Below are 23,370 nucleotides of genomic sequence, written 5' to 3'. Positions count from 1 at the left end.
TGTCACCGTAGCGCGTTCCGACGCTTCCGCGGAGCGGCTTCGCGGGCCAATTTCACTTTTCCCGATGTTGCGGGGCATGCACCTTGCAGGTTGCAGTTTTGCCTGATGACGGTGCGTGCGTGCAGCAGAGCGGCGACCGATCGGGCGGAGAACGGCGCCCCGGTCGGGCGGTACGGCGCGTCACCCTCCGCGATCTCGCTGACCGAGCCGAGTCCGCACTCGCCCAAATGTCCCTCAACCGCGGCGAGCAGCGCGTCCACCGGCCGGCCGGCGGCACACATCGCGTCGACGTACGGCCCGAGCCACCACGGCCACACCGTTCCCTGGTGATATGCCGTGTCCCGGGCGACGACTCCGCCCCGGTGCGCACCAAGGTACCCGTACTCGCGCGGGCCAAGCGTGCGCAGGCCCAGCGGCGTGAGCAGGCTCTCCCCCACGGCCCGCAGGACGTCGTCGCGCAGGCGGGGCTCGTCGGCGCCGGGGGCGTACGGCAGGCTGAACGCGAGCAGCTGGTTGGGGCGCAGCACCGAGTCGTCGTGGACGCCGGAGCCGCCCTTCGGGTAGGGCGCGGGGCCGGCGTCGACGACGTCGTAGAGCCAGCCGTCGGGCGCGCGGAAGCGCTTCACGAACTGGGCCCGCACGGCGTCGCGGCGGCCGTGCACGACGGAGGCGTCGCGGCCGCAGCGCTCCCGCAGCGCGGCGACGGCGCCGAGCGCGTTCGCCCAGAGCGCGTTGAGCTCGACCGGCTTGCCGCCGCGCGGGGTCACGGGCCCGCGCGGCAGGTGGGTGTTCATCCAGGTGAGACCGGCGTGGTCGGCGTCGAGGACGAGCAGCCCGTCGAGGGGGTCGACGCTCACGCCGTCGCGGGTGCCCTTCGTGTACGCCGCGACGACCCCCTCCACCGCGGGCAGCAGCTCCGCGGCGAGGTCCGCGTCGCCGGTGCGCGCGATGTGCCGGTCGACGGCGTGGACGTACCACAGCGCCCCGTCGGCGTCGCCGAGCTCCTCGCGGCGCAGTCGCGCGCCGAGGCCGGCGTGGGCCCGCAGCAGCTCGCGGCCCTCGGCGGCGCGGCCGGTGTGCAGGAAGAGCCCCTCGTAGGCGGTCATGGTGTCGCGCAGGTAGCTGCCGAACCACGGGTACCCGGCGATCACCTCGGGCACGCCGTCGCGCTCGATGACGAAGGCGTCCGCGGCGATCGTGAGCAGGCGCTCGGCGGCGGTGCGCACGCCGGCCTGGCGCACGAGCCGGCGGGCGCGGCGGCGGGCGGCCTCCACCACGGCGGGGCCGTCGGGCAGCGGCGCGTCGTTGCCGAGGTCGGAGCGGGCGGTGACGGTGACGGTCTCGCCCGCGCCCAGGTCGGCCGCGAACGTCCCGGCGGCCCAGAGGTCCTCGACCGCGTTGAGGCCGCGGGCGGTCTCCTCGCGGTGGTAGGCGTCGAGATACCACTCGCCGATCGGCGTCCAGCCCGGCCCGTCGAGCGCGTACGCGTCCTGGATGTCCAGCGGGCCGTCGGCGCTGCAGCGCTCGCCGTCGGCCTCGCGCCAGGTGCACAGGGCGGTGAGGCCGAGGTGGACCCGGGCGCCGGGCGGGGCCGCGACGAGGCGGTGCACGACGGCGACGGCGTTGCGGCCGCGGACCATCGCGACCTCGCGCTCGAGCACGTATTCGCCGAACCGCCAGCGCCAGCGCGGCACGCCATCGACGATCTCGAAGGATTCGAGGTGGAGGTGGCCCTGGGGGTCGATCGCGCCGGAGCCCCACTCGTGCACCGCGAGGCGGTGCTCGGCGCCGCCGGGCAGCCGCAGCACCGGGTCCAGCGCGGCGAGCGCGACGCGGCGCTGCGGGGTGACGAGCAGCGCGTGGTACCGGCGCGTGCGCAGACCGGCGACCGTCCCGGTCGCGTATCCCCCGAGGCCGTCGGTGACCAGCCATTCCGCTTCGAATCCCGCCGGGGTGGCGCAGGCATGCGGGCCGAAGGTCATCACCGATCCGGGGGGCATGTGCCCAACTATGATCTGAACCCCCTCGTTTCAAACACGCGCCACGGCTGAATTCGCCGGAGATTCATCCTGGAACCGTGTCGGGAATCCGACGCAGCGCCGAACACGATTCATTATTGGTCTTGGGGGGCATATGGCAGCCAGCTTCGCGCGTACCCGCGCGTGAACTTTCGACGCACGTAACACTGTGGCAACGAGGGCGCCGTTGGACGACGGTGCCGCGCAATAGAGCAGGAGCCGACATGCAGGTCTGGCCGGGCAACCGGTACCCGTTGGGCGCGACCTACGACGGGCAGGGCACCAACTTCGCCATCTTCAGCGAGGTGGCCGAGTCCGTCGAGCTGTGCCTCTTCGACGACCAGGACGTCGAGGAGCGCATCAAGCTGGTCGAGGTCGACGCGTTCGTCTGGCACGCCTACCTTCCGGGGGTTGAGCCGGGGCAGCGATACGGCTTCCGCGTCCACGGCCCCTACGAGCCGCAGCGGGGCCTGCGCTGCAACCCGCACAAGCTGCTGCTGGACCCGTACGCGAAGGCCATCGACGGCGACATCGCCTGGGATCCGGCGGTGTACGGCTACGACTTCAACGACCCCGAGCGCATGTCGGAGGCCGACTCGGCCCCGTTCATGCCCAAGGCGGTCGTGGTGAACCCGTACTTCGACTGGGGCAACGACTCGGCCCCGCGGGTGCCGTATCACCACACGGTCGTCTACGAGGCGCACGTCCGCGGCCTGACCATGCGCCACCCGGACGTGCCCGAGGAGCTGCGCGGCACCTACGCCGGCATCGGGCACCCGGCGGTCGTCGAGCACCTCAAGCGGCTGGGCATCACCGCCGTGGAGCTGCTGCCCGTGCACCACTTCGTGCACGACCAGCGCCTGGTCGAGCTGGGCCTGTCCAACTACTGGGGCTACAACACGATCGGCTTCTTCGCCCCGTACCACGGCTACGCCCACCGCCACCGCGGCCAGCAGGTCCAGGAGTTCCGCGGGATGGTCAAGGCGCTGCACGCGGCCGGCATCGAGGTCATCCTCGACGTCGTCTACAACCACACCGCCGAGGGCAACCACCTCGGCCCGACGCTGAGCTTCCGCGGCATCGACAACGGGCACTACTACAAGCTCGAGGACGACGACAACCGGTACTACACCGACTACACGGGCACCGGCAACAGCTTCAACGTGCGCAACCCGCACTCGCTGCAGCTCGTCATGGACTCCCTGCGCTACTGGGTGACGGAGATGCGCGTCGACGGCTTCCGCTTCGATCTCGCCTCGACCCTGGCCCGCGAGTTCTACGACGTCGACCGCCTGTCGACGTTCTTCGAAGTCGTGCAGCAGGACCCGGTGGTCAACCAGGTGAAGCTCATCGCCGAGCCGTGGGACGTCGGGCCGGGCGGCTACCAGGTCGGCAACTTCCCGCCGCTGTGGACGGAGTGGAACGGCCGGTTCCGCGACACCGTGCGCGACTTCTGGCGCGGCGAGCCGGCGACGCTGGGCGAGTTCGCGTCGCGGATCACCGGCTCGGCCGACCTCTACCAGGACGACGGGCGGCGGCCCTTCGCTAGCATCAACTTCGTCACCTGCCACGACGGCTTCACGCTCAACGACCTCGTCTCCTACAACGACAAGCACAACGAGGCCAACACCGAGGACAACCGCGACGGCGAGAGCCACAACCGCTCGTGGAACTGCGGCGTGGAGGGCCCGACCGACGACCCGGCGGTGGCGGCGCTGCGGGCCAAGCAGCGCCGCAACTTCCTCACCACGCTCATGCTCAGCCAGGGCGTGCCGATGATCTGCGCGGGCGACGAGCTCGGGCGCACCCAGGGCGGCAACAACAACGCCTACTGCCAGGACAACGAGATCAGCTGGGTCGACTGGGAGAACGTCGACGAGCAGCTGCTGGCGTTCACGCGCGGCCTGGCGCTGTTCCGGGAGCGCCACCGGGTGTTCCGCCGCCGCCGCTTCTTCACCGGCCGGCCGGTCGCCCGGGCCGAGGGCACCCCGATCCCGGACGTCGCCTGGTTCGCCACGGACGGGCGGGCGATGACCGAGGAGGACTGGGACAACCACTTCGGCAAGGCGCTCATGCTCTTCGTCAACGGCGAGAGCATCACCGAGCGCGGCTCGCACGGGGAGCGGCACGTCGACGACTCGTTCCTGCTGTGCTTCAACGCGCACTACGAGCCGCTCGAGTTCGTCATCCCGACGCAGGAGTACGGCAAGGAGTGGGAGCTGGTGATCGCGACGGCGACGGGGCCGGCCCGCGACGGCGTGAGCTACACCGCGGGCGGCACGATCACGGTGCCGGACCGCTCCCTCGTCGTGCTGGACCGCACGGTATGAGGGTGCCGACGGGGACGTACCGCGTGCAGGTGCGCCCGGACTTCGGGCTGGACGCGACCGCCGGCCTCGCCGGGTACCTGCGCGCGCTGGGGGCCTCCCACCTCTACTCCGCGCCGCTGCTCACCGCCACCCCGGGCTCGCCGCACGGCTACGACGTCGTCGACCCGCGCACGGTGAACCCGCAGCTCGGCGGCGCGCCCGCGCTGGACCGGCTGGTGGCGGCGCTGCGGCAGCAGGGGCTCGGGCTCGTGGTCGACATCGTGCCCAACCACATGGGCCTGTTCCAGCCCGCGGCCAACCCGATGTGGTGGGACGTCCTGGCGAGGGGGCGCGCCAGCGTGTACGCGGACTGGTTCGACATCGACTGGGACGCCGGCCCGATCGTGGTGCCGGTGCTCGGCTCGCCGGCCCTGGACGACCTGCGCGTCGAGGACGGCGAGCTGCGCTACTACGAGCACCGCTTCCCGATCGCCGCCGGCACCGGGGACGGGACCCCGCAGGAGGTGCACGCGCGCCAGCACTACCGGCTCGTGCACTGGCGCGAGGGCAACGAGCGGCTCAACTACCGCCGGTTCTTCGCCGTCACCGAGCTGGCCGGGGTGCGCGTCGAGGACCCGGCGGTGTTCGAGGCCACACACGCGGAGATCCTGCGCTGGGTCCGCGAGGGCCTCGCCGACGGCATCCGCGTCGACCACCCCGACGGGCTGCGCGACCCCGGCGGATACCTGGCCCGGCTGCGCGAGCGGGCCCCCGACACGTGGCTGCTCGTCGAGAAGATCCTGGAGCGCGGCGAGCCCATGCCGCCGTGGCCCGTCGACGGCACCACGGGCTACGACGCCCTGGCCGAGGTCTGCGGCCTGTTCATCGACCCCGGCTTCCCGCAGGCGTCCGGCAAGACCTGGCAGCAGGAGTCGTACGAGCAGAAGCTGGACGTCACCCGGCGCCTGTTCACCGCGGAGCTCGACCGCCTCGAGCGCCTGGGCGGCGACCGGGCGCGCCTGGCCGAGATCGCCGCGAACTTCGACGTGTACCGGACGTACCTGCCCTATGGCGTCGAGCACCTGGAGAAGGCGGCCAAGGGCGATGTGCCCCCGCGGCTCAAGGACCCCTCCGACGAGCTGGCGGCCAGGTTCCAGCAGCTCACCGGCGCGGTCATGGCCAAGGGCGTCGAGGACACGGCGATGTACCGCTGGAACCACCTCATCGCCCTGAACGAGGTCGGCGGCGACCCCAGCCGCGTCGGCGTCGAGCCGGGCGAGTTCCACGAGGCCCAGGCGCGCCGGCACCGCGAGTGGCCCAACGGCATGACCACCCTGTCCACCCACGACACCAAGCGCGGCGAGGACGTGCGGGCCCGCCTCGCCGTGCTCAGCGAGGTGCCGGACGAGTGGCGGGCCGCCGTCGCCGGGTGGCGCGAGGCCGCCCCGCTGGACGACCCGTCGTTCGAGGCCCTCTTCTGGCAGACGATCGTCGGTGCCTGGCCGATCTCGCAGGAGCGACTGCGGCTGTACTTCCAGAAGGCCGCCCGCGAGGCGAACCGCTCGACCTCGTGGGACGAGCCGGACAAGGCCTTCGAGGACGCCGTCGAGTCGAACCTGGCCCGGGTCTTCCACGACGCGGACCTGAACCGCTCGGTGCAGGACTTCGCGTCCCGGATCACCCCGTACGGCTGGAGCAACGCGCTGGGCCAGAAGCTCGTGCAGCTGACGATGCCGGGCGTGCCGGACGTGTACCAGGGCACCGAGCTGTGGGAGAACTCCCTCGTCGACCCCGACAACCGCCGCCCGGTCGACTTCGCCGAGCGCCTCGACCTGCTCGCCGCGCTCGACGCCGCCGCGGCGGCCGGGCAACCGCTGCCGCCGGTCGACGTGTCCGGGGCGGCGAAGCTGCTCGTGGTCAGCCGCGCGCTGCGGCTGCGCCGCGACCGGCCCGAGCTGTTCGGCGACTACCGGCCCGTCGAGGCCACCGGCGCGGCGCAGCGGCACGTCGTCGCGTTCGACCGGGGCGGCGCGCTCACGGTCGCCACCCGGCTCCCGGTCGGCCTCGAGGCCGCCGGCGGCTGGCGCGACACCGAGCTCACGCTCCCGGCCGGCGACTGGGTCGACGCGCTCACCGGTCGCGGGGCCACCGCGCGCCTCGCCGACCTGCTCGCCTCCTATCCCGTCGCGTTGCTGGTGAAGGGCTGACCGCATGGAGTTCCGGGTCTGGGCGCCGTCCGCGCGCCGTGTCGTCCTGCACAGCGGGGACGCCACCATTCCCATGACCGCCGACGGCCAGTGGTGGACGGCGCAGGACCCGTCGGCCGGCCACGGCACCGACTACGGCTTCGCGCTCGACGACGCCGCGACGGTGCTGCCCGACCCGCGCTCCCGGTGGCAGCCGGGCGGGGTGCACGAGCGCAGCCGGGTCTACGACCACGCCCGGTTCGCCTGGGGCGACGCCGGCTGGACCGGGCGTCAGCTCGCCGGGAGCGTCGTCTACGAGCTGCACGTGGGCACCTTCACGCCGTCGGGGACGTTCGACGGGGCGATCGAGCGGCTGCCGTACCTGCGCGACCTGGGCGTCGACCTGGTCGAGCTGCTGCCGGTGAACGCCTTCAACGGCGAGTACAACTGGGGCTACGACGGCGTCGGCTGGCACGCGGTGCAGGAGAGCTACGGCGGCCCCGACGGGCTCAAGCGGTTCGTCGACGCCGCCCACCAGGCCGGGATCGGCGTGATCATCGACGCCGTCTACAACCACTTCGGCCCGTCCGGGGCCTACACCCCGCAGTTCGGCCCGTACCTGTCCACCGGCGCGAACACCTGGGGCCGCTCGCTCAACCTCGACGAGGCCGACAGCGGCGAGGTGCGCCGGTTCATCATCGACAGCGCGCTGCAGTGGCTGCGCGACTACCACGCCGACGGCCTGCGCCTCGACGCCGTGCACGCGCTCGTCGACCGCGGCGCGACCCACCTGCTCGAGGAGCTCGCGGCCGAGGTCGAGGCGCTGTCCGCGGCGCTCGGCCGCCCGCTGACGCTCATCGCCGAGTCCGACCTCAACGACCCGAAGCTCATCACGGCCCGGGAGGGCGCCGGCTACGGCCTGCACGCCCAGTGGGACGACGACGTGCACCACGCCCTGCACGCCCTGCTGACCGGGGAGCGGCAGGGGTACTACGGCGACTTCGGCAGCCCCGAATGCTTCAAGACGGTGTGGGAGTCGGCGTTCTTCCACGCGGGCACCTGGTCCTCGTTCCGCCGCCGCGTGCACGGGCGCGCCGTCGACCGCGCGCGCATCCCTGGGTACCGCTTCGTCGTCTGCCTGCAGAACCACGACCAGATCGGCAACCGCGCGACCGGGGACCGGCTCACCGCGACCCTCTCCCCCGGCCTGCTGCGCGTGGGCGCCACGCTGCTGCTGACCTCCCCGTTCACGCCGATGCTGTTCATGGGCGAGGAGTTCGCGGCCCGCACCCCGTGGCAGTTCTTCACGAGCCACCCGGAGCCGGAGCTGGCCGCGGCCGTGGCCAACGGCCGCCGCGAGGAGTTCGCCGCGCACGGCTGGCCCCCGGGCGACGTGCCCGACCCGCAGGATCCGGAGACGTTCGCGCGCTCCCAGCTCGACTGGGCGGGCATGGACATGGAGATGCTCGAGCTGTACCGCCGGCTGATCGCGCTGCGCAAGTCCCTGCCGGGCCTGTCGGACCCGCGGCTGGACCGCGTCCACGTCACCCACGACGACGGGGTCCTGCTGATCCGCCGCGGCGAGCAGACGGTGGTGGCCAACCTGACGGCCGACCCCCGGACGGTGCCGCTGCGCGCCGAGTGCGTGCTGTTCGCGACCGACGAGGCGGTCCTGCTCCAATCCGGCCTGGTGACCCTCCCCGCGGAGTCGGCCGCGATCCTCTGACGGCTCCGGCGGTCCGGACCCGCCGTCATCCGTACGACACGACCGATAGGCGACAGCCCCGGCGGCGCTCCCGGCAGCACAATGCGATCATGACGAGCCTCATGCCGCGCGGCGGCCGGCGCCAGGCCGCGCTGCTGGTCGCCGCGACCGTCGTGGTCTGGCTGATCGCCGGCGTGGCGGTCGCGCTGGGCGGCCGGATGTGGTGGGCGGTGGCGGCGCTGCCGATCGCGGCCCTGCTCGCCCCGCCGATCCTGCTGTTCCGGCTCAGCGGCGAGCGGATGTGGCCGACCTGGGTGGCGTTCGGCTTCGTGCTCGTGCTGCTGCTGACCGCGTACGCCGGGCCGGGCGACTGGTACCTGCGCGCCGCGGGCACCCGCACCACCGCGACGGTCCGCGAGGTGTCCTGCCCGGCCCCGACCCGCGACGCCCGCACCGACCGGTGCCTGTACAGCTACAAGCTCTACGACGCGTCCGGCGCCCTGCTGCCGGGCGAGTTCCGCGACACGGTCGAGTACGAGTACGGCAGCCCGGTCGACGTGGTCGTCGATCCGCGCGGCCTGCTCGGCCCCCGCCTCGCCGCCGACCTCGACAGCCGGGTGTTCGACGTCCTGGCGCTGGCCGGATTCGCCGGCTTCGCCGCGACCGTCGCCGCCGCGACCGCCCTCGGCCGCCGCGCCCCGCGGCGGCCCGGGCCGCAACCGCGAGCCGGGCGGTAGCCTCAGGCCGGGCCGTAGAGCGGCTCGGCGGTCAGCTGCCCGCCGGGGTGCACGAGCACCGCCAGGGTCACCCCGTCCAGGCTGAACACCGCGCGGGTCCGGGCCGGCACCGCGACGCGCTCGCCGCGCTCCAGGTCGACGGCGACCGCGGCGTCGTAGCGGTCCCCGGCCGTCAGCAGCAGCGCGCACGGCCGGTCGAACCGGCCCGCGAAGCAACCGGCCAGCCGCGCGGGAGCCGGGACCGGGATCGGCTCGCCGATCACGTCGCCGGTGTGCGGGTCCCAGCGGTGCACCGAGCCGTCCCAGTCGCAGCCCACCAGCATCTCCCGGCCCGTCGGCGCCAGGGCGAGCCCCTGCAGCGCCGGGGCGGCCGTCGGCTGGGGCGGCCGCAGGGGCTCCCCCGCCGCCGCGTCCGCGCGGTACAGCGTCCCGTCCTCGCCGCCGCCGATGAGCGTCACGCCCCCGGGCCGCAGCGCGGGCACCACGGCGCGCAGTGGCGGGCCGAGCAGCGGTGGCCGGCCGAGACGTGCGCCGGTCGCGGCGTCCCAGCGGTGCAGGCCGCCCGGGCCGGCGCCGGCGAGCACGACCCGGCCGTCCGGCAGCGGGGCCACGGCCACGTCCCACACCTCGGCCCGGTCGGCGACCGGGGGCAGCTCGGCGCCCGCGGCCAGGTCGAAGCGGCGCGGCCCGGCCACCCCGGCGGCCAGCAGCAGGGTCCGGCCGGGCAGCGACGCCGCGGCTCGGGCGAGCGCGGGCCAGGTGCCGCGGGCGGCCTTCGTGCGGGCGTCGAACAGCCGCGTCCCGCCGTCGCCGTGCGGCGCGAGGAGGGGGCCGTCCGGCGTCGCCAGCACGGCCACCCAGGCGGCCATCGGACGGGCGGCATCGATTCGCACGGGGGACTCCTCTTGACCACATGTGGGACGAGCTGGTTAAGTAACCAACAGGTTAGATAACCACTTGGTTAGGTACGCGATGAGCGATGAGCACTGATCGGCTGAGTATGACCTTCGCGGCCCTCGCGGACCCGACGCGCCGCGCGATTCTCGCCCGGCTCAGCGCGGGCGAGGCGACCGTGAAGGAGCTGTCGGCGCCGTTCGCGATGAGCGGCCCCGCGATCTCCAAGCACCTGCGGGTGCTGGAGCAGGCGGGGCTGATCTCGCGCGGGCGGGAGGCCCAGTGGCGGCCCTGCCGGCTGGAGGCCGAGCCGCTGCGGGCGGTCGCCGCGTTCGCCGAGCAGTACCGGCGTTTCTGGGACGAGAGCTACTCGCGCCTGGACGCTTATCTGCAGTTTCTTCAGGACGACATCAAGGAGCCGGACGATGAGCACTGACACGCTGGGCGTGACCGGGTTCGAACTGGACGGCGAGCGGGGGGTGCGGATCACCCGGGTCGTGGCCGCGCCGGCCGGGCTCGTGTTCGACGTGCACACCAGCCCGGAGCACCTGCCGCACTGGATGGTCGGCCCGCCCGGCTGGACCATGGGCGTGTGCGAGATCGACCTGCGGCCGGGCGGGGCGTTCCGGTACGTCTGGAGCACCGCGAGCGGCGAGGAGCTGACGATCTCGGGCGCCTTCGAGGAGATCGAGCGGCCGCAGCGGCTGGTGAGCACCGAGGCCTGGGCGGGCTGGCCCGCGACCCGCAACACCCTGACGTTCACCGATCTCGGCGGCCGGACCCGGATCACGACCCACATCGCGTACCCGTCGGCCGAGGCCCGCGACAACGCCCTGCAGAGCGGGATGCGCGAGGGCATGGACGCCACCTACGCGAATCTGGACTCGTACCTCGCGGGACAGTTCACCATGCGGCTGGAGCTGGTGCCGATCCCGGTCGCCGACATCGACGCGGCCCGGGGCTTCTACGCCGACCGGCTCGGCTTCCACGTGGACCACGACATCGAGCCCGGCAACGGCGCCCGGATCATCCAGCTGACCCCGCCGGGCTCGGCCTGCTCGATGCTGCTGTCGAAGGGCCTGCCCGGCATGGACCAGGCGCCGGGCGTCGTGCGCGGCCTGCACCTCGTCGTCGACGACGTCCGCGCGGCCCGGGATGCGCTGCTCAAGCGGGGCGTCGACGTCGGCGAGGTGCAGGACATGGGCGGCATCCTCTACGCCGGGTTCGCCGACCCCGACGGGAACTCGTGGCTGCTGCAGGAGATCCCGCCGTCCTTCGCGACCGTGAGCGAGCCCCAGGACGTGCCGGCGACGTAGGGGGTAGCGGCCGGCTCGTTATCTCGCGAGACCGCACGACCGGGCTCGCGCAGAATGGACCGGTGACCGGTTCCGCACCGCCTCGGCTGCTTCGGCCCCGGGCCCTGAGGCCCGGCGATCAGGTCGTGCTCGCTTCGCTGTCCGGGCCGCTGCCCGCGGCGTACGAGCGCAACGTCGAGGAGACCGTCGTCGTGCTCGAGCGGATGGGGTTCCGCGTGCGCCGGGCACCGCTGCTGGAGGCGGGGCGGCGCCGGTGGTGGAGCGCGGCGACGCCGGCGGAGATCGCTGCGGAGCTCAACGGCCTGCTTCGTGATCCTGAGGTTCGTGCGATCATCGCGAGCGACGGCGGCCAGACGGCGTTCGGCTACCTCGATCTGATCGACATCGACGCGATCAGGGCCGACCCGAAGCCGATCCTCGGCTACAGCGACATCTCCCTGCTGCATCTGGTGCTCTATGCCCGCGCGGGCCTGGTCGGGTTCCACGCCGACATGGCCGTTCCCGGCTTCGGCGGCCACTGGCAGACGGCGCCGGCGGCGCGCCGGGCGCAGCTCGAGCGGCTGTACGCAAGGCTGCTGACCGACACCGAGGCGATCGGTCCGCTGCCCGCGAGCCCGTCGTGGGAGTGCTGGCGCCCTGGGCGGGCCGAAGGCCGGCTGATCGGCGGGGTGATCAATCGCATCGCGCTGGTGCAGGCCACGCGGTTCGCGGTGCCGCTCGAACGGTTCGACGGTGCCGTGTTGTTCTGGGAGGAGATGGGCGGCCAGGCGTCCTACGTGTGGAGCTATCTGCAGGTGCTGCGTCACTGCGGCATCCTCGACCGGATCTCCGGCATGGTCGTGGGCGTTCCCCGCGAGATCGCCGGACTCGGCTCGCCCGAGGGGTCCCCCACGCTGTCCGAGATCGTCCTGGACGTCCTCGGCGAGCGTGACATCCCGGTGCTGGGCAACGTCGAGTTCGGACACGCCGGCCCGAACCTGCCGATGCCGGTCGGCCTCCGGGTCGGCCTCGATACGCGGCAGCGGACGTTGTCGTTGCTCGAACCGGCGGTGCGCGGCCCGCACGCGGTGACGGAGCCGCCCGCCCGAGCGCCCTCAGGACCGGGCGCCGGGCGCGGGCTCACCTGACCATCAGGCTCGGGCGTCCAGGATCTCGGCGATCTGCAGCATGCGCGGGTCGGCCGTCAGCTCCTCCAGCTTCAGCGGCAGCGGAATGCGCCAGTTCGGGTACTGCTGCGACGTCCCCGGCAGGTTGGGCTGCCGCGGTTCGCCGAGCACGTCGTACGGCGACGCGAGCACGATGCGGCACGGCGTGCGGGTCAGCAGCCGGTGCATCGCCACCACGAGTTCGGCGTCCGTGCTCGTCTCGTCCGCCAGGCCCTCCGCGCTCAGCAGGGCCAGCAGCGCGGCGCGGTCCTGGTCCGCCGCGGCCTGCTCCTGCGGCACCGGGCGGGTCAGGACGCCGGCCTCGGCGCGGGCGTGGACGTGTTCGCCGGTCAGGAAGCCCGTCGCCGTCGGCAGGTCGTGCGTCGAGATGCTCGCCATGGCGTTCGCGGGCCACTGGGCCGGGGGGATGAAGGCGCCGTCGTCGTCGCGTGTGAACCACAGGACCGCCGAGCCCAGGATGTTGCGCGCCTGCAGGGTCTGCGTGACCACCGGCTCCACGGTGCCCAGGTCCTCGCCGACCACCACGGCGCCCGCGCGGACGGCCTCCTCGATCAGGACGCCGAGCATGGACTCGGCGTCGTAGTGCACGTAGGCGCCCTGCGCCGCGCCGTGGCCCGGCGGGATCCACCACAGGCGCCACAGACCGGCCACGTGGTCGACCCGCAGGCCGCCGGCGTGCTCGAAGATGCCGCGCAGGAGGGTTCGGTACGCCTCGTAGTCCGTCGCCGCCAGGCGATCCGGGCGCCACGTCGCCAGGCCCCAGTCCTGGCCCTGCTGGTTGAACGCGTCCGGCGGCGCGCCGACCTTCGCGCCCTGGGCGATCACGTCCTGCAGGGTCCACGCGTCCGCGCCGCCCGGGTCGATGCCGACCGCGAGGTCGTGGACGATGCCGACCGCCATGTCCGCCGCGGCCGCGTTGGCGGCGGCGAGCTGCTCGGCGCAGCGGCGCTGGAGCCACACGTGGAAGGCGGCGCGCTTCGGGTCGGCCGCGGCGTACGCGGCCGGGCCCGGGCGGCGCAGCTCCTGCGGCCACTCGCGCCAGTCGACGCCGTGGACCTCGGCGAGCGCGGTGTAGGTGGCGAAGTCGCGCAGCGCCGGCTCGACATCCGAGCAGTCAGCAATGTCCGGCAGGTCGGCGGCCAGCAGCTCCAGGGCCGACCGCTTCGCGCGCCACACGGTGTCGTAGTCGATCAGGTCGGCCGAGGCCGGGCGGAGCGCGTCGACCCGCGAGCGCAGCTCGGCATCCGCCGCGCGGTACTCGGGCAGGTCCTCGACGCGCAGGTAGACGGCGTTGACGAAGCGGCGGGAGGACGGCGAGTACGGCGACGGCGGCATCGGGTCGACGGGCGCCACGGCGTGCAGGGGGTTGACCAGGATCGCGCCGGCGCCGGTCAGGGCCGCCCAGCGCGCGAACACGGCCAGGTCCGCGAAGTCGCCCACGCCCCAGGAGGCGGCGGAGCGCACACCGTACAGCTGGATCATCCATCCCCACGTGCGCGGCACCTCGGGCAGCGTGACGGGTGCGGCGGCCGGCGCGACCCCGGCGCCCCGCGGCTCGAGCAGGGCCATGACGGACCGCACGACCTCGGGATCGATGTCGACGCGCCGGTGGCCGGCGGTCTCGTACCAGGTGGCGACCCCTCGGGCCGCGGCCTCGGCGGCCAGGGACTCATCAGACATAGGCGACACCTCGCCAGTCTTACCCCAAGGCCGCGATCACGAAGCGGCGAAACGCGCAATCACGAGGCGGTGGCGACCGGGCCGGCGGCGATGCGGTCGCGCAGCACCAGGCTCGGCACCGACTCGGCGCCGACGAGCTGTAACGCCTGGCGCACCCCGCGGCCGCAGCGCACGACCGTGTGCCGGTGCGGGCGCGACGCGGCGAAGCGGACGATGTGCGCGGCCCCGGCGGCGTCGACGAAGTCGAGGTCGCTCGCGTCGAGCATGACCACGGAGTCGGACCCCGCCACCAGCTCGAGGATCGACGGCAGCGACTCCGCGTTCGAGGCGTCCAGCTCGCCGGTGAGCCGCAGGTGCGCGCCCCAGCCGCCCAGCGTGAACGCCAGCAGCGGCCCGGGGTGCACCGCCCCGATGCGGGCCAGCAGCTCCTTGCCGAACCGCCGCCGGTCGTAGAGGCACAACTTCGTCACGCGCGCGTCGCCGAAGAAGCGGTTCACCTGGTGCTCGTAGGCGAACAGGTCGGTCGGTGTCCAGGCGGGCCGGTCGGTCCAGGTCATCTCGCCGGCGAGGGCGAGCGCCGGCCACCCGGCCCGCAGCGTGCCGTCGACGAGCCGGCCGATCAGGTGGAGCATGTCCGCCACGCCGAACAGCGGGCCGCCGAAGCTCCCGAGCGTGGAACCGGTCTGACCGGTGCCGTAGTGCACGGTGCTGAGCTGCCCGGGCGCGGCCCCGCTCACGTCGGCCGCCAGCGCCCGGGCCAGGTCGCCCGAATCGGTGTCGAGGAAGATCACAGCGCGGTGACCGGCGGTGACGGCGCGTTGCGCGAAGTCGGTCAGCAGCCCGCGGATCTCGTGGTCGCTTGAGTAAGACAGCGTCCCGTGCTTGCCGCACAACGCCGTCCCAAGCTTCCGCACGGGCAACACTTTACGACGTGCATTGCCGTGCCGTGCGTGCCGAAGGCGTGAATGCCCGACTTGCTCTACTCAACCCACCGGCGTGTCACTACTCCATGAAGATGACCTTGCTCAGAGCCGCGGCGCGTCGTCCGCCTTGTCGTCGGCGAGCGCGGCCGGACCCAGGATGAGCGGGTCGGGCGTGCCGACGAGATCGGCGTCCTTGTCGGCGTAGTCGAACCGGCTCAACACGTGCCGCATCGCCTCGAGCCGCGCCCGCTTCTTGTCGTTGCTCTTCACGACCGTCCAGGGCGCGTCGGCGGTGTCGGTGTAGAAGAACATCGCCTCCTTGGCCTCGGTGTAGTCGTCCCATTTGTCCAGCGACGCGAGGTCCATCGGCGACAGCTTCCACTGCCGCACCGGGTCCACCTGCCGGATCAGGAACCGGGTGCGCTGCTCGTTGCGCGACACCGAGAACCAGAACTTGACCAGCTTGATGCCGGAGCGCACGAGCATCCGCTCGAGCTCGGGGGCCTGGCGCATGAACTCGAGGTACTCGGCCCGGTTGCAGAATCCCATGACCCGCTCGACCCCGGCCCGGTTATACCAGGACCGGTCGAAGAGGGCGATCTCGCCGGCGGCGGGCAGGTGCTGGACGTAGCGCTGGAAGTACCACTGCGTCGACTCCCGCTCACTGGGCTTCTCCAGCGCGACCACGCGGGCGCCGCGCGGGTTCAGGTGCTCCATGAACCGCTTGATCGTGCCGCCCTTGCCGGCCGCGTCGCGCCCCTCGAAGAGGATCACGAGCCGATCGCCCCGGTCCTTGATCGAGTTCTGCAGCTTGAGCAGCTCGATCTGCAGGAGGCGCTTGGTGCGGTCGTACTCCGCGCGCGTCATCCGCTCGTCGTAGGGATAGTCCTCCCGCCACGTGTCGACCGGCTGACCGTCCTTGCGCAGCAGCACCGGGTCGTCATCGTCGTCGTCCTCGACCAGGTAGTCGTCGAGCGAGAGTTCCGTCATCCTTTCGATGTACCCCAAGCCCGGGCATTTGACCACTACCGGGGCTCGAACACCGGGTCACGATGAAGATCACCGATATCCGCGGATCTGCGTGAACGCCGCCGGCCGCGAGCCCGGGCGGGCGTCCGTCCACAGTGGAGTGCCACCGTGTCGGGCGCATCACCCTGCGTCGCGAAGTGCGGGAACGCTTCATCCGAACGGCCGAGCCTCGCCGCCGACCGGCTGGCCAGGGGCTGAATCCGCCTTGCTCGATGTCATACTGCCCGTCGGTCATGGGGAGGGTGGCGCGGATGGGAAGGCATCAGACGGCGGGCGGCGCGCTCGGCGTGGTGCTGCGCGGACTGGTGCTGCTGCTCGCCCTCGGGCTCGTCGGCGGCGCCGGCTGGTACGTGCTGCACGACACGCCGACCGGTGACGACGGCGGCCAGTGCCCCACCACGCTGCGGGTCGTGACCGCGTCCTCGTTCTCCACCGTCGTCTCCGCGGCCGGCCGGACCCTGCGCGCCGACAAGGACTGCATCCGGCTCGACATCACCACCGCCGACGGGCGCCCCGCGGCCGGCCAGCTCGCCCAGGTCAACGCCGACGTGTGGATCCCCGACGACGCCAGCTGGGCCACCGTCGCGGCGCCCGGGCTCCTCGCCCCCACGGGCAAGGACAGCCCCGCGCCCACGCTCGCGACCTCGCCGATCCTCATGGTCACCGACGAGGCCACCGCGGCGCGCATCAAGGGCGGGCAGGGGGGCGGCTGGCTGGCCCTCGCCGAGCTGCTCGACGCGAAGTCCTCCGGCGTGCGCCTGGTCGTGCGCGACCCGTCGCTGTCCGGCGACGGCCTGGTCGCGGCCGGGGCCGTGGGCGAGGCGGTCTGGCTCAAGGATGGCATGGACGCCTCCTCGCTCGCGCTGAACACCACGCTGGCGGTGACCCGCACCGTGACCCACGACCTGGCCGCGACCCCGGACGAGCCGGGCGAGGTCGGGCTGGTCCCGGAGTACGCGCTGCTGCCCATCATGAATCTCGCGCAGACCCGCACCTATCTGGCGGGGGCGGACCATACGGCGCTCATGCGGTACACCTGGCTGCCCACCGCCGCGGCGGCCCGCGACCCGAAGCGCGTCGCGGCCCTCAAGCGCCTCCTCGACAGCTTCGGCCAGACGGAGGTGCGCCAGGCCATCAGCGCCGCCGGCCTGCGCGGCCCCGGCCAGGTCCGCCCGCCGTTCGAGGGCGGCTCCGCCCTGCCCGAGCCGACCGCGCCGCCGTTCGACGTGCTGGCCGCCCACCACGTGCAGCACGTCTTCGCGACCTGGGACCCTGAGGACCGCCGCAGCAACCTGCTCATCGCCGTGGACATGGCCGGCGCGGGCAACGGCGCGAGCCCGGCCGGCACCCCACCGGGCAAGCAGGCCCCGATCGACGTGCTCAAGGCCGGCTGCCGCGTGGTCGGCGACCTCATGCCGGTCGGCTCCCGCCTCGGCCTGTGGGAGATCAGCCCCGGCCAGCCCGGCGGCTACCGCAAGCTGCTGCCGTCGGACCGCCTGGACGACATCTCGAAGGCCGCCTTCACCCGCTCCGTGAACACCCTGACCACGCACAAGGCCGGCCCCGGCCTGCTGGACACGATCGTCGCGGCGTACCAGTCCGTGCGCGACGACTGGCACGACGACATGTTCAACCAGATCTTCATCCTGACCGACGACGCGAACAAGGACAGCGCGAACGCGGCCGCGATGTCGGCGATGGTCGAGAAGCTCAAGGGACTGCAGGACCCGGAGCGCCCGGTCACGATCAGCGTGGTCGTGCTGGGCAAGAAGGACGCCGCGGACCGTCTGAAGACGGCGCTGCAGCCGCTGGGCGCGTACATCGACAACGCCCAGCAGGTCGACGACGTCCAGGCCGCGTTCATCCACGTCGTGGCGGGCGGCCTGCACGAATAGCCCGGCCACGTTGACGCCCTTTGCTAGGAAGGGGCAACGTCGGCGAGCGCGCCGCCCTGGGGATCGGCGGCGCCGCTGCCGACGCGGAGGGGCCCCGCGGCGCGCATCGGTGAGCACTCACCGGCAACGGGGGCGCGCCGCGGGCCACGACGCACTGGTCGCTCCGGCCCACCGCCGGCCGGCAGCCCCACGGGCCGGCCGGTCAGGAGGGTGTCGTCGGGGAGTCCAGCCAGGCGTTGATCAACGACGTGAAGTCGCGGCCGGTCTGGCGGTTCACGAAGGCGATGAAGTCCGCGCGGGTCTTGGCCGTGCCCGCGTTCGAGGCGGCCCACGCGCGGCCCAGGGCGAAGAAGCGCTCGTCGCCCAGGGCCTTGTGCAGCTGCCGCAGCATCAGGGCCGGGCACACGTAGACGTTGTTCTCGGCGAAGCTGTCCGCCCGCGGGTGGCCCGGCGGGCCGACGCGCCCGCGCAGGTCGGCGTCGGCGGAGCGGGCCGACCGTTCCCAGCGGGCCATCGCCGCCGGGTCGGAGCGGGTGCGGTACAGCTGCTCGACGTAACTGGCCCAGCCCTCGTTGAGCCACACGTCCTGCCAGGTCGCCGGGCCGACCGCGTCGCCGAACCACTGGTGGGCCAGCTCGTGGACGAGGACGTCGGCGGCGCCGGTGCCGTGGGCCACGTCGGCGCCGACGGTCATCATCTGCTGGGTCTCCATCGCGGACTGCGACGGCACGAGGACCACGCCGGTCGACGGGAACGGGTACGGGCCGAAGCGGGTCTCCAGCCACTGGACGTACGCCGGGAGCTGCCGCAGCGCCTCGAGCTGGCCGGCGTTGTCGGAGGGGCGGGTCCACAGGGTGATCGGGAGGTCGTTCGGGCCCCTGAGCTCGGTCTTCGTGTACTGGCCGACCGCCAGCGTGGTCAGGTAGGAGGCGACGGGCGTGGCCGAGGTGTAGCGGAAGGTGGTGCCGGAGACCGGGCCGGGCGTGCCGCTCGCGACGGCCGACCAGCCCTGCGGCACCGTGACCGAGATGTCGTACAGCGCCTTGTCCGACGGCTGGTCGTTCGCCGGGTACCAGGTGCTGGCCCCGTACGGCTCCTGCATCGTCCACAGCTCGCCGCCCGGGGTCACCGTCAGGCCGAGCGGCTCCACGTCCCCGCGGTGCGAGGGCATCGCGACGGTCGTGGGGGTCCCGCTGTACCGCACCGCGAGCGTCGCCACCGCCCCCGCCGGCAGCGCCTTGTCGACGACGAGATCGCCGTCCGCGACCCGGCCCGGCACGGTGGCTCCGTCGATGCTGATGGAGCTCAGGGTGTACGCGCTGGAGAAGTCGAGCCTGACCGCATCCACGGCGTGCACGGCGCGCACGCGGATCGTGGCGGTGCCGGTGAGCGTGCGCGGCTCGGGCGCCCAGGCCAGGGCCAGATCGTAGTGCAGGACGTCGAGCGCGGGGTTGCCGTAGGCCGGGTAGATCGGGTCGGCGACCGGCGACGAGGTGCCGTCGCGGTTGCCGTGCTCCTCGACGGTGGTGCTGCGGGTGGCGCTCGGGGAGGTGGCGGGCAGGTGCTGGGCGCGCGGCGGCTGGGGCGTGCAGCCGGTGACCAGCAGCACGGCCGCCGTCAGCACCCCGAGCGCGCGTCGCATCCGACGAAGATTAGCCGCAGCCGAGGGCGGCGCGGAGGGCCGCGAGGTTGGTGCGCATGGTCGTGATGTACGTCTCCCCGTCCTCGACGCCCTCGATCGGGTCGAGCACGGCCGCCCGGGCGCCGATCTCGCGGGCCACGGTCTCCGACAGCTTCGGGCTGACCAGCGACTCGAAGAAGATCGTGGTGACGCCGCGCTCCTTCGCCAGCCGGGCCACGTCCCGCACGCGCTGCGGGCCCGGCTCCTCGTCCGGGTTCAGGCCGGTGACGGGGACCTGGGTGAGCCCGTAGCGCGCGGTGAGATAGCCGAACGCCTCGTGACTGGTGACCACGTCGTGCCGGGCGCAGTCCGCCAGTCCGCGGCGGTACTCCCCGTCGAGCTCCCGCAGCTCGGCGTCCAGCCCCGCGGCGCGCTGCCGGAACTCGCCGGCGTGGGCGGGGTCGGCCTCGGCGAGGCGGTCCGCGACCCGGCCGGCGATGGTGGCCAGCCGCGTCGGGTCGAGCCACACATGCGGGTCGGCGCCGTGCAGCGAGGCCACGGTGGACACGTCGAACGTCCTGGCCTTCTGCTGCAGGTCGGCGCCCTCGTCGACGGCGGGCTGAAAGCCTCGCAGATACAGCACCAGGTCCGCGTCCTCGAGCGCCGCGAGCTGGCTGGGCTGCAGTTCGAGGTCGTGCGGCTCGGCTCCGGCCCGGGTCAGGTTCTCCACGGCGACGCGGTCGCCGCCGATCTCCTCGGCGACGAACTGCAGCGGGTAGAACCCGGCCACGACCCGCAGCCGGCCGTCGTCGGGCTGCTCGTGCACGGCGCACCCGGCGAGCGAGACGAGGGCCGCGCAGAGCACCGCCGTCGCCCTCCACCGCATGCCCCCAGTCTTCCGGGGATGACAATCATTGTCAAAAACGCATGGGTCGGCCGCGTGTCCCCCGCGTCAGAGCAGCTCGCGCAGCGCCTCGATCAGCAGCCACACGCCGAAGATCGCGAACAGGGCCGCCGCGCCGTACTTGATGGCCTTCTCCGGCAGGTGGCGCCCCAGCTGGCGGCCGACCACGATCGCCAGGGCGTCCGCCGCGACCATGCCGACCGTCGAGCCGATCCAGGTGCCGAGCCAGCCGTGCTGGGTGGCGAGCGTGATCGTCGCCAGCATCGTCTTGTCGCCCAGCTCGGCCAGGAAGAACGACACGCCCACGGCGATGATCGCGGAGCGGGTGGTGCGCTCGGCCTTGCCGCGCTCCTCCTCCGTCAGCTTGTCGCCGCGCAGGGTCCAGGCGCCGAAGGCGAAGAACGCCAGCGCGGCCACGAGCGAGATCCAGGCGGTCGGCAGGGCGGCGCCGAGGCCGTAGCCGACGGCGACGGAGACCAGGTGGACGACCGCCGTGGCGATGGTGATGCCGATGAGCACCGGCAGGGTGCGGAAGCGGGTGGCGAACGTCAGCGCCATCAGCTGGGACTTGTCGCCGAGCTCGGCGACGAAGATGACGCCGAAGCTGATGGCGAGGGCGGAGAGGAACGCGCTCAAGGTGAAACCCTTCCCGGGACGAACCGGGAGGCGAGGGCGGACGACCTCGACCCGGCCGTCCGACTCGTGAAAACACAGCCGACAGCGAGGCCGAAAGTCTCGTCCGCTTCCGAGAACGGAAGCCGCACGGCCGGGCCTGAAACTTCCAGCGCCAGTATGTCGACCGGGCAGTTGAGGACTACTCCCCTTCGTTCATGCTCACCCTAGCGGAACGCGCGGCCCCGCACGACGTGATCACCGGCACGTCGTGCGGGGCCGCGGCGCGCTCCTCGCGCTACTTGCGCTACTTGCGCTTCGAGGGCTTCGTGATGCGGTCGGTGCCGACCTTGTCCCGCAGCACCTCGGGGACCAGCACCGAGCCGTCGGGCTGCTGGAACTGCTCGAGGATCGCGGGGACGAGCCGGCTGGTCGCCAGCGCGGAGCCGTTGAGCGTGTGCACGAACTTGTTGTTCTTGGAGCCGGGCACGCGGTAGCGGATGCCGGCCCGGCGGGCCTGGTAGTCGCCGGCCCAGGAGACCGAGGAGATCTCCTTGTACTTGCCGGTGCTGGGCATCCAGACCTCGATGTCGATGGTCTTGCGCATCGAGGCGCTCGCGTCGCCGGCCGCCAGCAGCGAGCGGCGGAAGTGCAGGCCGAGGTCGCGCACCAGGCCCTCGGCGTAGTCGACCATCTCCTCGAGGGTCTTCTCGCCGTCCTCCTGGCTGGTGAACTGGAAGATCTCGACCTTGTTGAACTGGTGGCCGCGGACCGTGCCGCGCTCGTCGGAGTGCGAGCCGGCCTTCTCGCTGCGGTAGCAGGGGGTGTACGCGTACACCCGGTGCGGCAGGCTGTCGGTCTCGAAGATCTCGTTCTGGTAGGCGCCCAGGATCGCCGTCTCCGAGGTGGGCAGCAGGAACCGGCCCCGCTCGCCCTCCTGCGCGGCGATGTGGAACACCTCGTCGTAGAACTTCGGGAACTGCCCGGCGGCGTAGCCGGCCGAGTCCAGCAGCAGGTGCGGCGGGAGCATGAACTGGTAGCCGGCCGCGAAGTGCCGGTCGATGAACCAGTTCACCAGCGCGAACTCCAGCCGGGCGCCCCAGCCGGTGTAGATCCAGAAGCCGGAGCCGCCGAGCTTCACGCCGCGCTCGTAGTCCACGAGCCCGAGGTCGGTGGAGAGCTGGACGTGGTCGCGCAGGTTCTCGATCACCGGCGGCTCGCCGTAGACCTGCACGACCTGGTTTGCCTCCTTGCCGCCGGCCACCACGTCGTCGGCGGGGAGGTTCGGCAGCACGCTCATGGCGGCGTCGAGGTCGCGCTGGGTCTGCGCCAGGCGCTCCTCGAGCTCGGCGAGGGCGGCCTTGGCGTCGCGGGCGCCGGCCTCGATGGCCTGGCCGGCGGCCTTGGCCGCGGCGAACGCGCGCGCCTCCTCCTTGCGCCGGGCCCGCTCGGCGTCGATCTCGCCGATGAGCTCGCGCCGCTGCTTGTCGAGCTCGGCGATCGCACTCAGCGCGCGGGAAACCTCGGACGGCTCGAGCCTCTTGGACAGTCCGGCCTCGACGGAGGCCCGGTCCTTGCGAATCAAGTCGATGTCGAGCATGCTGCCGCGCACCTTCGCTTCGATTTTGGGAGAAAACCCGGACGCTCAGGATGCTACCGGGCGCCCCGCAGCCATGTTCTCCACCGCGCCCATGAGCAGGTCGATGCCGAAGGAGTAGTACCGCTCGAGGTCCGGCAGGGACCGGTAGCTCTCGGCGAGGCGGACCATGTGCGGGAACTGCTGCGGGGGCAGGCCCTCCAGGTGCAGGCGCTGCCGCCGGAGCCAGTCGCCGGCCTGGTCCGGGGGCACCGCGAGGGGGCAGCCGGGCTGGGCCTGCACCAGGCCGATCGCCGCGTGCAGGAGGTAGGAGGCGACCCAGTACGCCTCCTCGAGGGAGAGCCCGGCCCGCTCCAGCAGCCCGAGCGCGTCGTCGGTGGCCCTCATGAAGCCCTCGACCTGCTGCTTGTCGGCCGCGTGCAGCAGGTCGGGCAGGCACGGGTGGGCCCGCATCGCCCGCACGAGCGCCTCGACCATCGCGCGCAGCTGCTCCGGCCAGGGGTCGGTGGCGTGGCGGTCGGCGCGCACCTCGGCCAGGACGTGGTCGATCAGGCCGAGCAGCAGCTCTTCCTTGTTCTTGAAGTGCCAGTACAGCGCCATCGGGGTGACGCCGAGCTCCTGGGCGAGCCGGCGGATGGTGATGGCCTCGAGCCCGTCGGTGTCGCCGATGCGCAGGGCGCGCTCGGCGACGGCGGACTTCGTGAGGCGCTCGGCGGAGGTCTTGGGCGGCACTTGACAACTGTACAACGTATGGGTTCTCCTCTACAACGTACATGTA

At 72.8% G+C, this 23,370-nt stretch carries 18 protein-coding genes; 8 read left to right on the top strand and 10 right to left on the bottom strand.

The window, feature by feature from the left end; genetic code table 11:
* Positions 1-2 precede the first annotated feature (2 nt).
* A complete protein-coding gene (locus ACQP2P_RS17430) occupies positions 3-2,000 on the bottom strand; it encodes an amylo-alpha-1,6-glucosidase (protein ID WP_433617296.1) in 1,998 nt (665 codons plus the stop codon).
* 242 nt (positions 2,001-2,242) lie between these two features.
* On the opposite strand from ACQP2P_RS17430, the gene glgX reads away from it, so the two are divergent.
* The 4 genes from glgX to ACQP2P_RS17410 all read left to right on the top strand — a co-directional run bounded on the left by glgX (position 2,243) and on the right by ACQP2P_RS17410 (position 8,955).
* Positions 2,243-4,348 carry a glycogen debranching protein GlgX gene (glgX, locus tag ACQP2P_RS17425; RefSeq protein WP_433617294.1) on the top strand — a complete coding sequence of 702 codons (2,106 nt, stop codon included), beginning with the start codon at positions 2,243-2,245 and terminating at the stop codon, positions 4,346-4,348.
* Positions 4,345-6,534 carry a malto-oligosyltrehalose synthase gene (locus ACQP2P_RS17420; protein ID WP_433617293.1) on the top strand — a complete coding sequence of 730 codons (2,190 nt, stop codon included), beginning with the start codon at positions 4,345-4,347 and terminating at the stop codon, positions 6,532-6,534. Before glgX ends, ACQP2P_RS17420 begins: the two co-directional genes overlap by 4 nt.
* Positions 6,535-6,538: 4 nt before the next feature.
* Positions 6,539-8,239 carry a malto-oligosyltrehalose trehalohydrolase gene (gene treZ / locus ACQP2P_RS17415; protein WP_433617291.1) on the top strand — a complete coding sequence of 567 codons (1,701 nt, stop codon included), beginning with the start codon at positions 6,539-6,541 and terminating at the stop codon, positions 8,237-8,239.
* An 89-nt stretch (positions 8,240-8,328) separates the two neighbouring features.
* A complete protein-coding gene (locus tag ACQP2P_RS17410) occupies positions 8,329-8,955 on the top strand; it encodes a hypothetical protein (RefSeq protein WP_433617290.1) in 627 nt (208 codons plus the stop codon).
* Positions 8,956-8,957: 2 nt separating this feature from the next.
* On the opposite strand, the gene ACQP2P_RS17405 is transcribed toward ACQP2P_RS17410, so the two are convergent.
* Positions 8,958-9,848, bottom strand: a complete 891-nt coding sequence (locus tag ACQP2P_RS17405; protein ID WP_433617289.1) for a WD40 repeat domain-containing protein — start codon at positions 9,846-9,848, stop codon at positions 8,958-8,960.
* Between the two features lie 86 nt (positions 9,849-9,934).
* Here ACQP2P_RS17405 and ACQP2P_RS17400 point away from each other — a divergent pair, with 86 nt between their 5' ends.
* The 3 genes from ACQP2P_RS17400 to ACQP2P_RS17390 all read left to right on the top strand — a co-directional run bounded on the left by ACQP2P_RS17400 (position 9,935) and on the right by ACQP2P_RS17390 (position 12,292).
* A complete protein-coding gene (locus ACQP2P_RS17400; RefSeq protein WP_433617288.1) occupies positions 9,935-10,285 on the top strand; it encodes an ArsR/SmtB family transcription factor in 351 nt (116 codons plus the stop codon).
* Positions 10,275-11,165, top strand: coding sequence for an SRPBCC domain-containing protein (locus ACQP2P_RS17395; protein ID WP_433617286.1), 891 nt, complete (start codon positions 10,275-10,277; stop codon positions 11,163-11,165). The genes ACQP2P_RS17400 and ACQP2P_RS17395 overlap by 11 nt, the downstream gene beginning before the upstream one ends.
* A 125-nt stretch (positions 11,166-11,290) precedes the next feature.
* Entirely contained in the window at positions 11,291-12,292 is a 1,002-nt protein-coding gene (locus ACQP2P_RS17390; RefSeq protein WP_433617285.1) for a S66 peptidase family protein, read from the top strand.
* 3 nt (positions 12,293-12,295) lie between these two features.
* On the opposite strand, the gene malQ is transcribed toward ACQP2P_RS17390, so the two are convergent.
* The 3 genes from malQ to ppk2 form a co-directional block, all read right to left on the bottom strand.
* Positions 12,296-14,011: a 4-alpha-glucanotransferase gene (malQ, locus tag ACQP2P_RS17385; protein ID WP_433617283.1), complete on the bottom strand. Its 1,716-nt coding sequence runs from the start codon at positions 14,009-14,011 to the stop codon at positions 12,296-12,298.
* A gap of 59 nt (positions 14,012-14,070) precedes the next feature.
* On the bottom strand, positions 14,071-14,925 hold the full coding sequence (locus ACQP2P_RS17380; RefSeq protein ID WP_433617281.1) for an MEDS domain-containing protein: 855 nt from the start codon (positions 14,923-14,925) through the stop codon (positions 14,071-14,073).
* A 111-nt stretch (positions 14,926-15,036) separates the two neighbouring features.
* Positions 15,037-15,924 carry a polyphosphate kinase 2 gene (gene ppk2 / locus ACQP2P_RS17375; protein WP_433617279.1) on the bottom strand — a complete coding sequence of 296 codons (888 nt, stop codon included), beginning with the start codon at positions 15,922-15,924 and terminating at the stop codon, positions 15,037-15,039.
* Between the two features lie 290 nt (positions 15,925-16,214).
* On the opposite strand from ppk2, the gene ACQP2P_RS17370 reads away from it, so the two are divergent.
* A complete protein-coding gene (locus tag ACQP2P_RS17370) occupies positions 16,215-17,858 on the top strand; it encodes a substrate-binding domain-containing protein (RefSeq protein WP_433617277.1) in 1,644 nt (547 codons plus the stop codon).
* A gap of 202 nt (positions 17,859-18,060) precedes the next feature.
* Here the strand turns inward: ACQP2P_RS17370 and ACQP2P_RS17365 are convergent, their stop codons facing one another.
* From ACQP2P_RS17365 to ACQP2P_RS17345, 5 genes are all read right to left on the bottom strand, one after another.
* Entirely contained in the window at positions 18,061-19,500 is a 1,440-nt protein-coding gene (locus tag ACQP2P_RS17365) for a M1 family metallopeptidase (protein WP_433617276.1), read from the bottom strand.
* A gap of 10 nt (positions 19,501-19,510) precedes the next feature.
* Complete coding sequence (locus ACQP2P_RS17360; protein WP_433617274.1) at positions 19,511-20,365, bottom strand: metal ABC transporter substrate-binding protein; 855 nt, start codon at positions 20,363-20,365, stop codon at positions 19,511-19,513.
* A 66-nt stretch (positions 20,366-20,431) separates the two neighbouring features.
* Complete coding sequence (locus tag ACQP2P_RS17355) at positions 20,432-21,019, bottom strand: TMEM165/GDT1 family protein (protein ID WP_433617272.1); 588 nt, start codon at positions 21,017-21,019, stop codon at positions 20,432-20,434.
* A 283-nt stretch (positions 21,020-21,302) separates the two neighbouring features.
* Positions 21,303-22,595 (bottom strand): serine--tRNA ligase, encoded by a 1,293-nt coding sequence (gene serS / locus ACQP2P_RS17350; RefSeq protein WP_433617270.1) that lies wholly within the window; start codon positions 22,593-22,595, stop codon positions 21,303-21,305.
* A 45-nt stretch (positions 22,596-22,640) separates the two neighbouring features.
* Entirely contained in the window at positions 22,641-23,324 is a 684-nt protein-coding gene (locus tag ACQP2P_RS17345; RefSeq protein WP_433617269.1) for a TetR/AcrR family transcriptional regulator, read from the bottom strand.
* Positions 23,325-23,370 lie beyond the last annotated feature (46 nt).

It is taken from the genome of Dactylosporangium sp. CA-139114 (genome assembly GCF_050955725.1).
Lineage (GTDB): Bacteria > Actinomycetota > Actinomycetes > Mycobacteriales > Micromonosporaceae > Dactylosporangium.
Note: the sequence above shows the minus strand (reverse complement) of the source record. Positions and strands in the feature narration are given on the sequence as shown.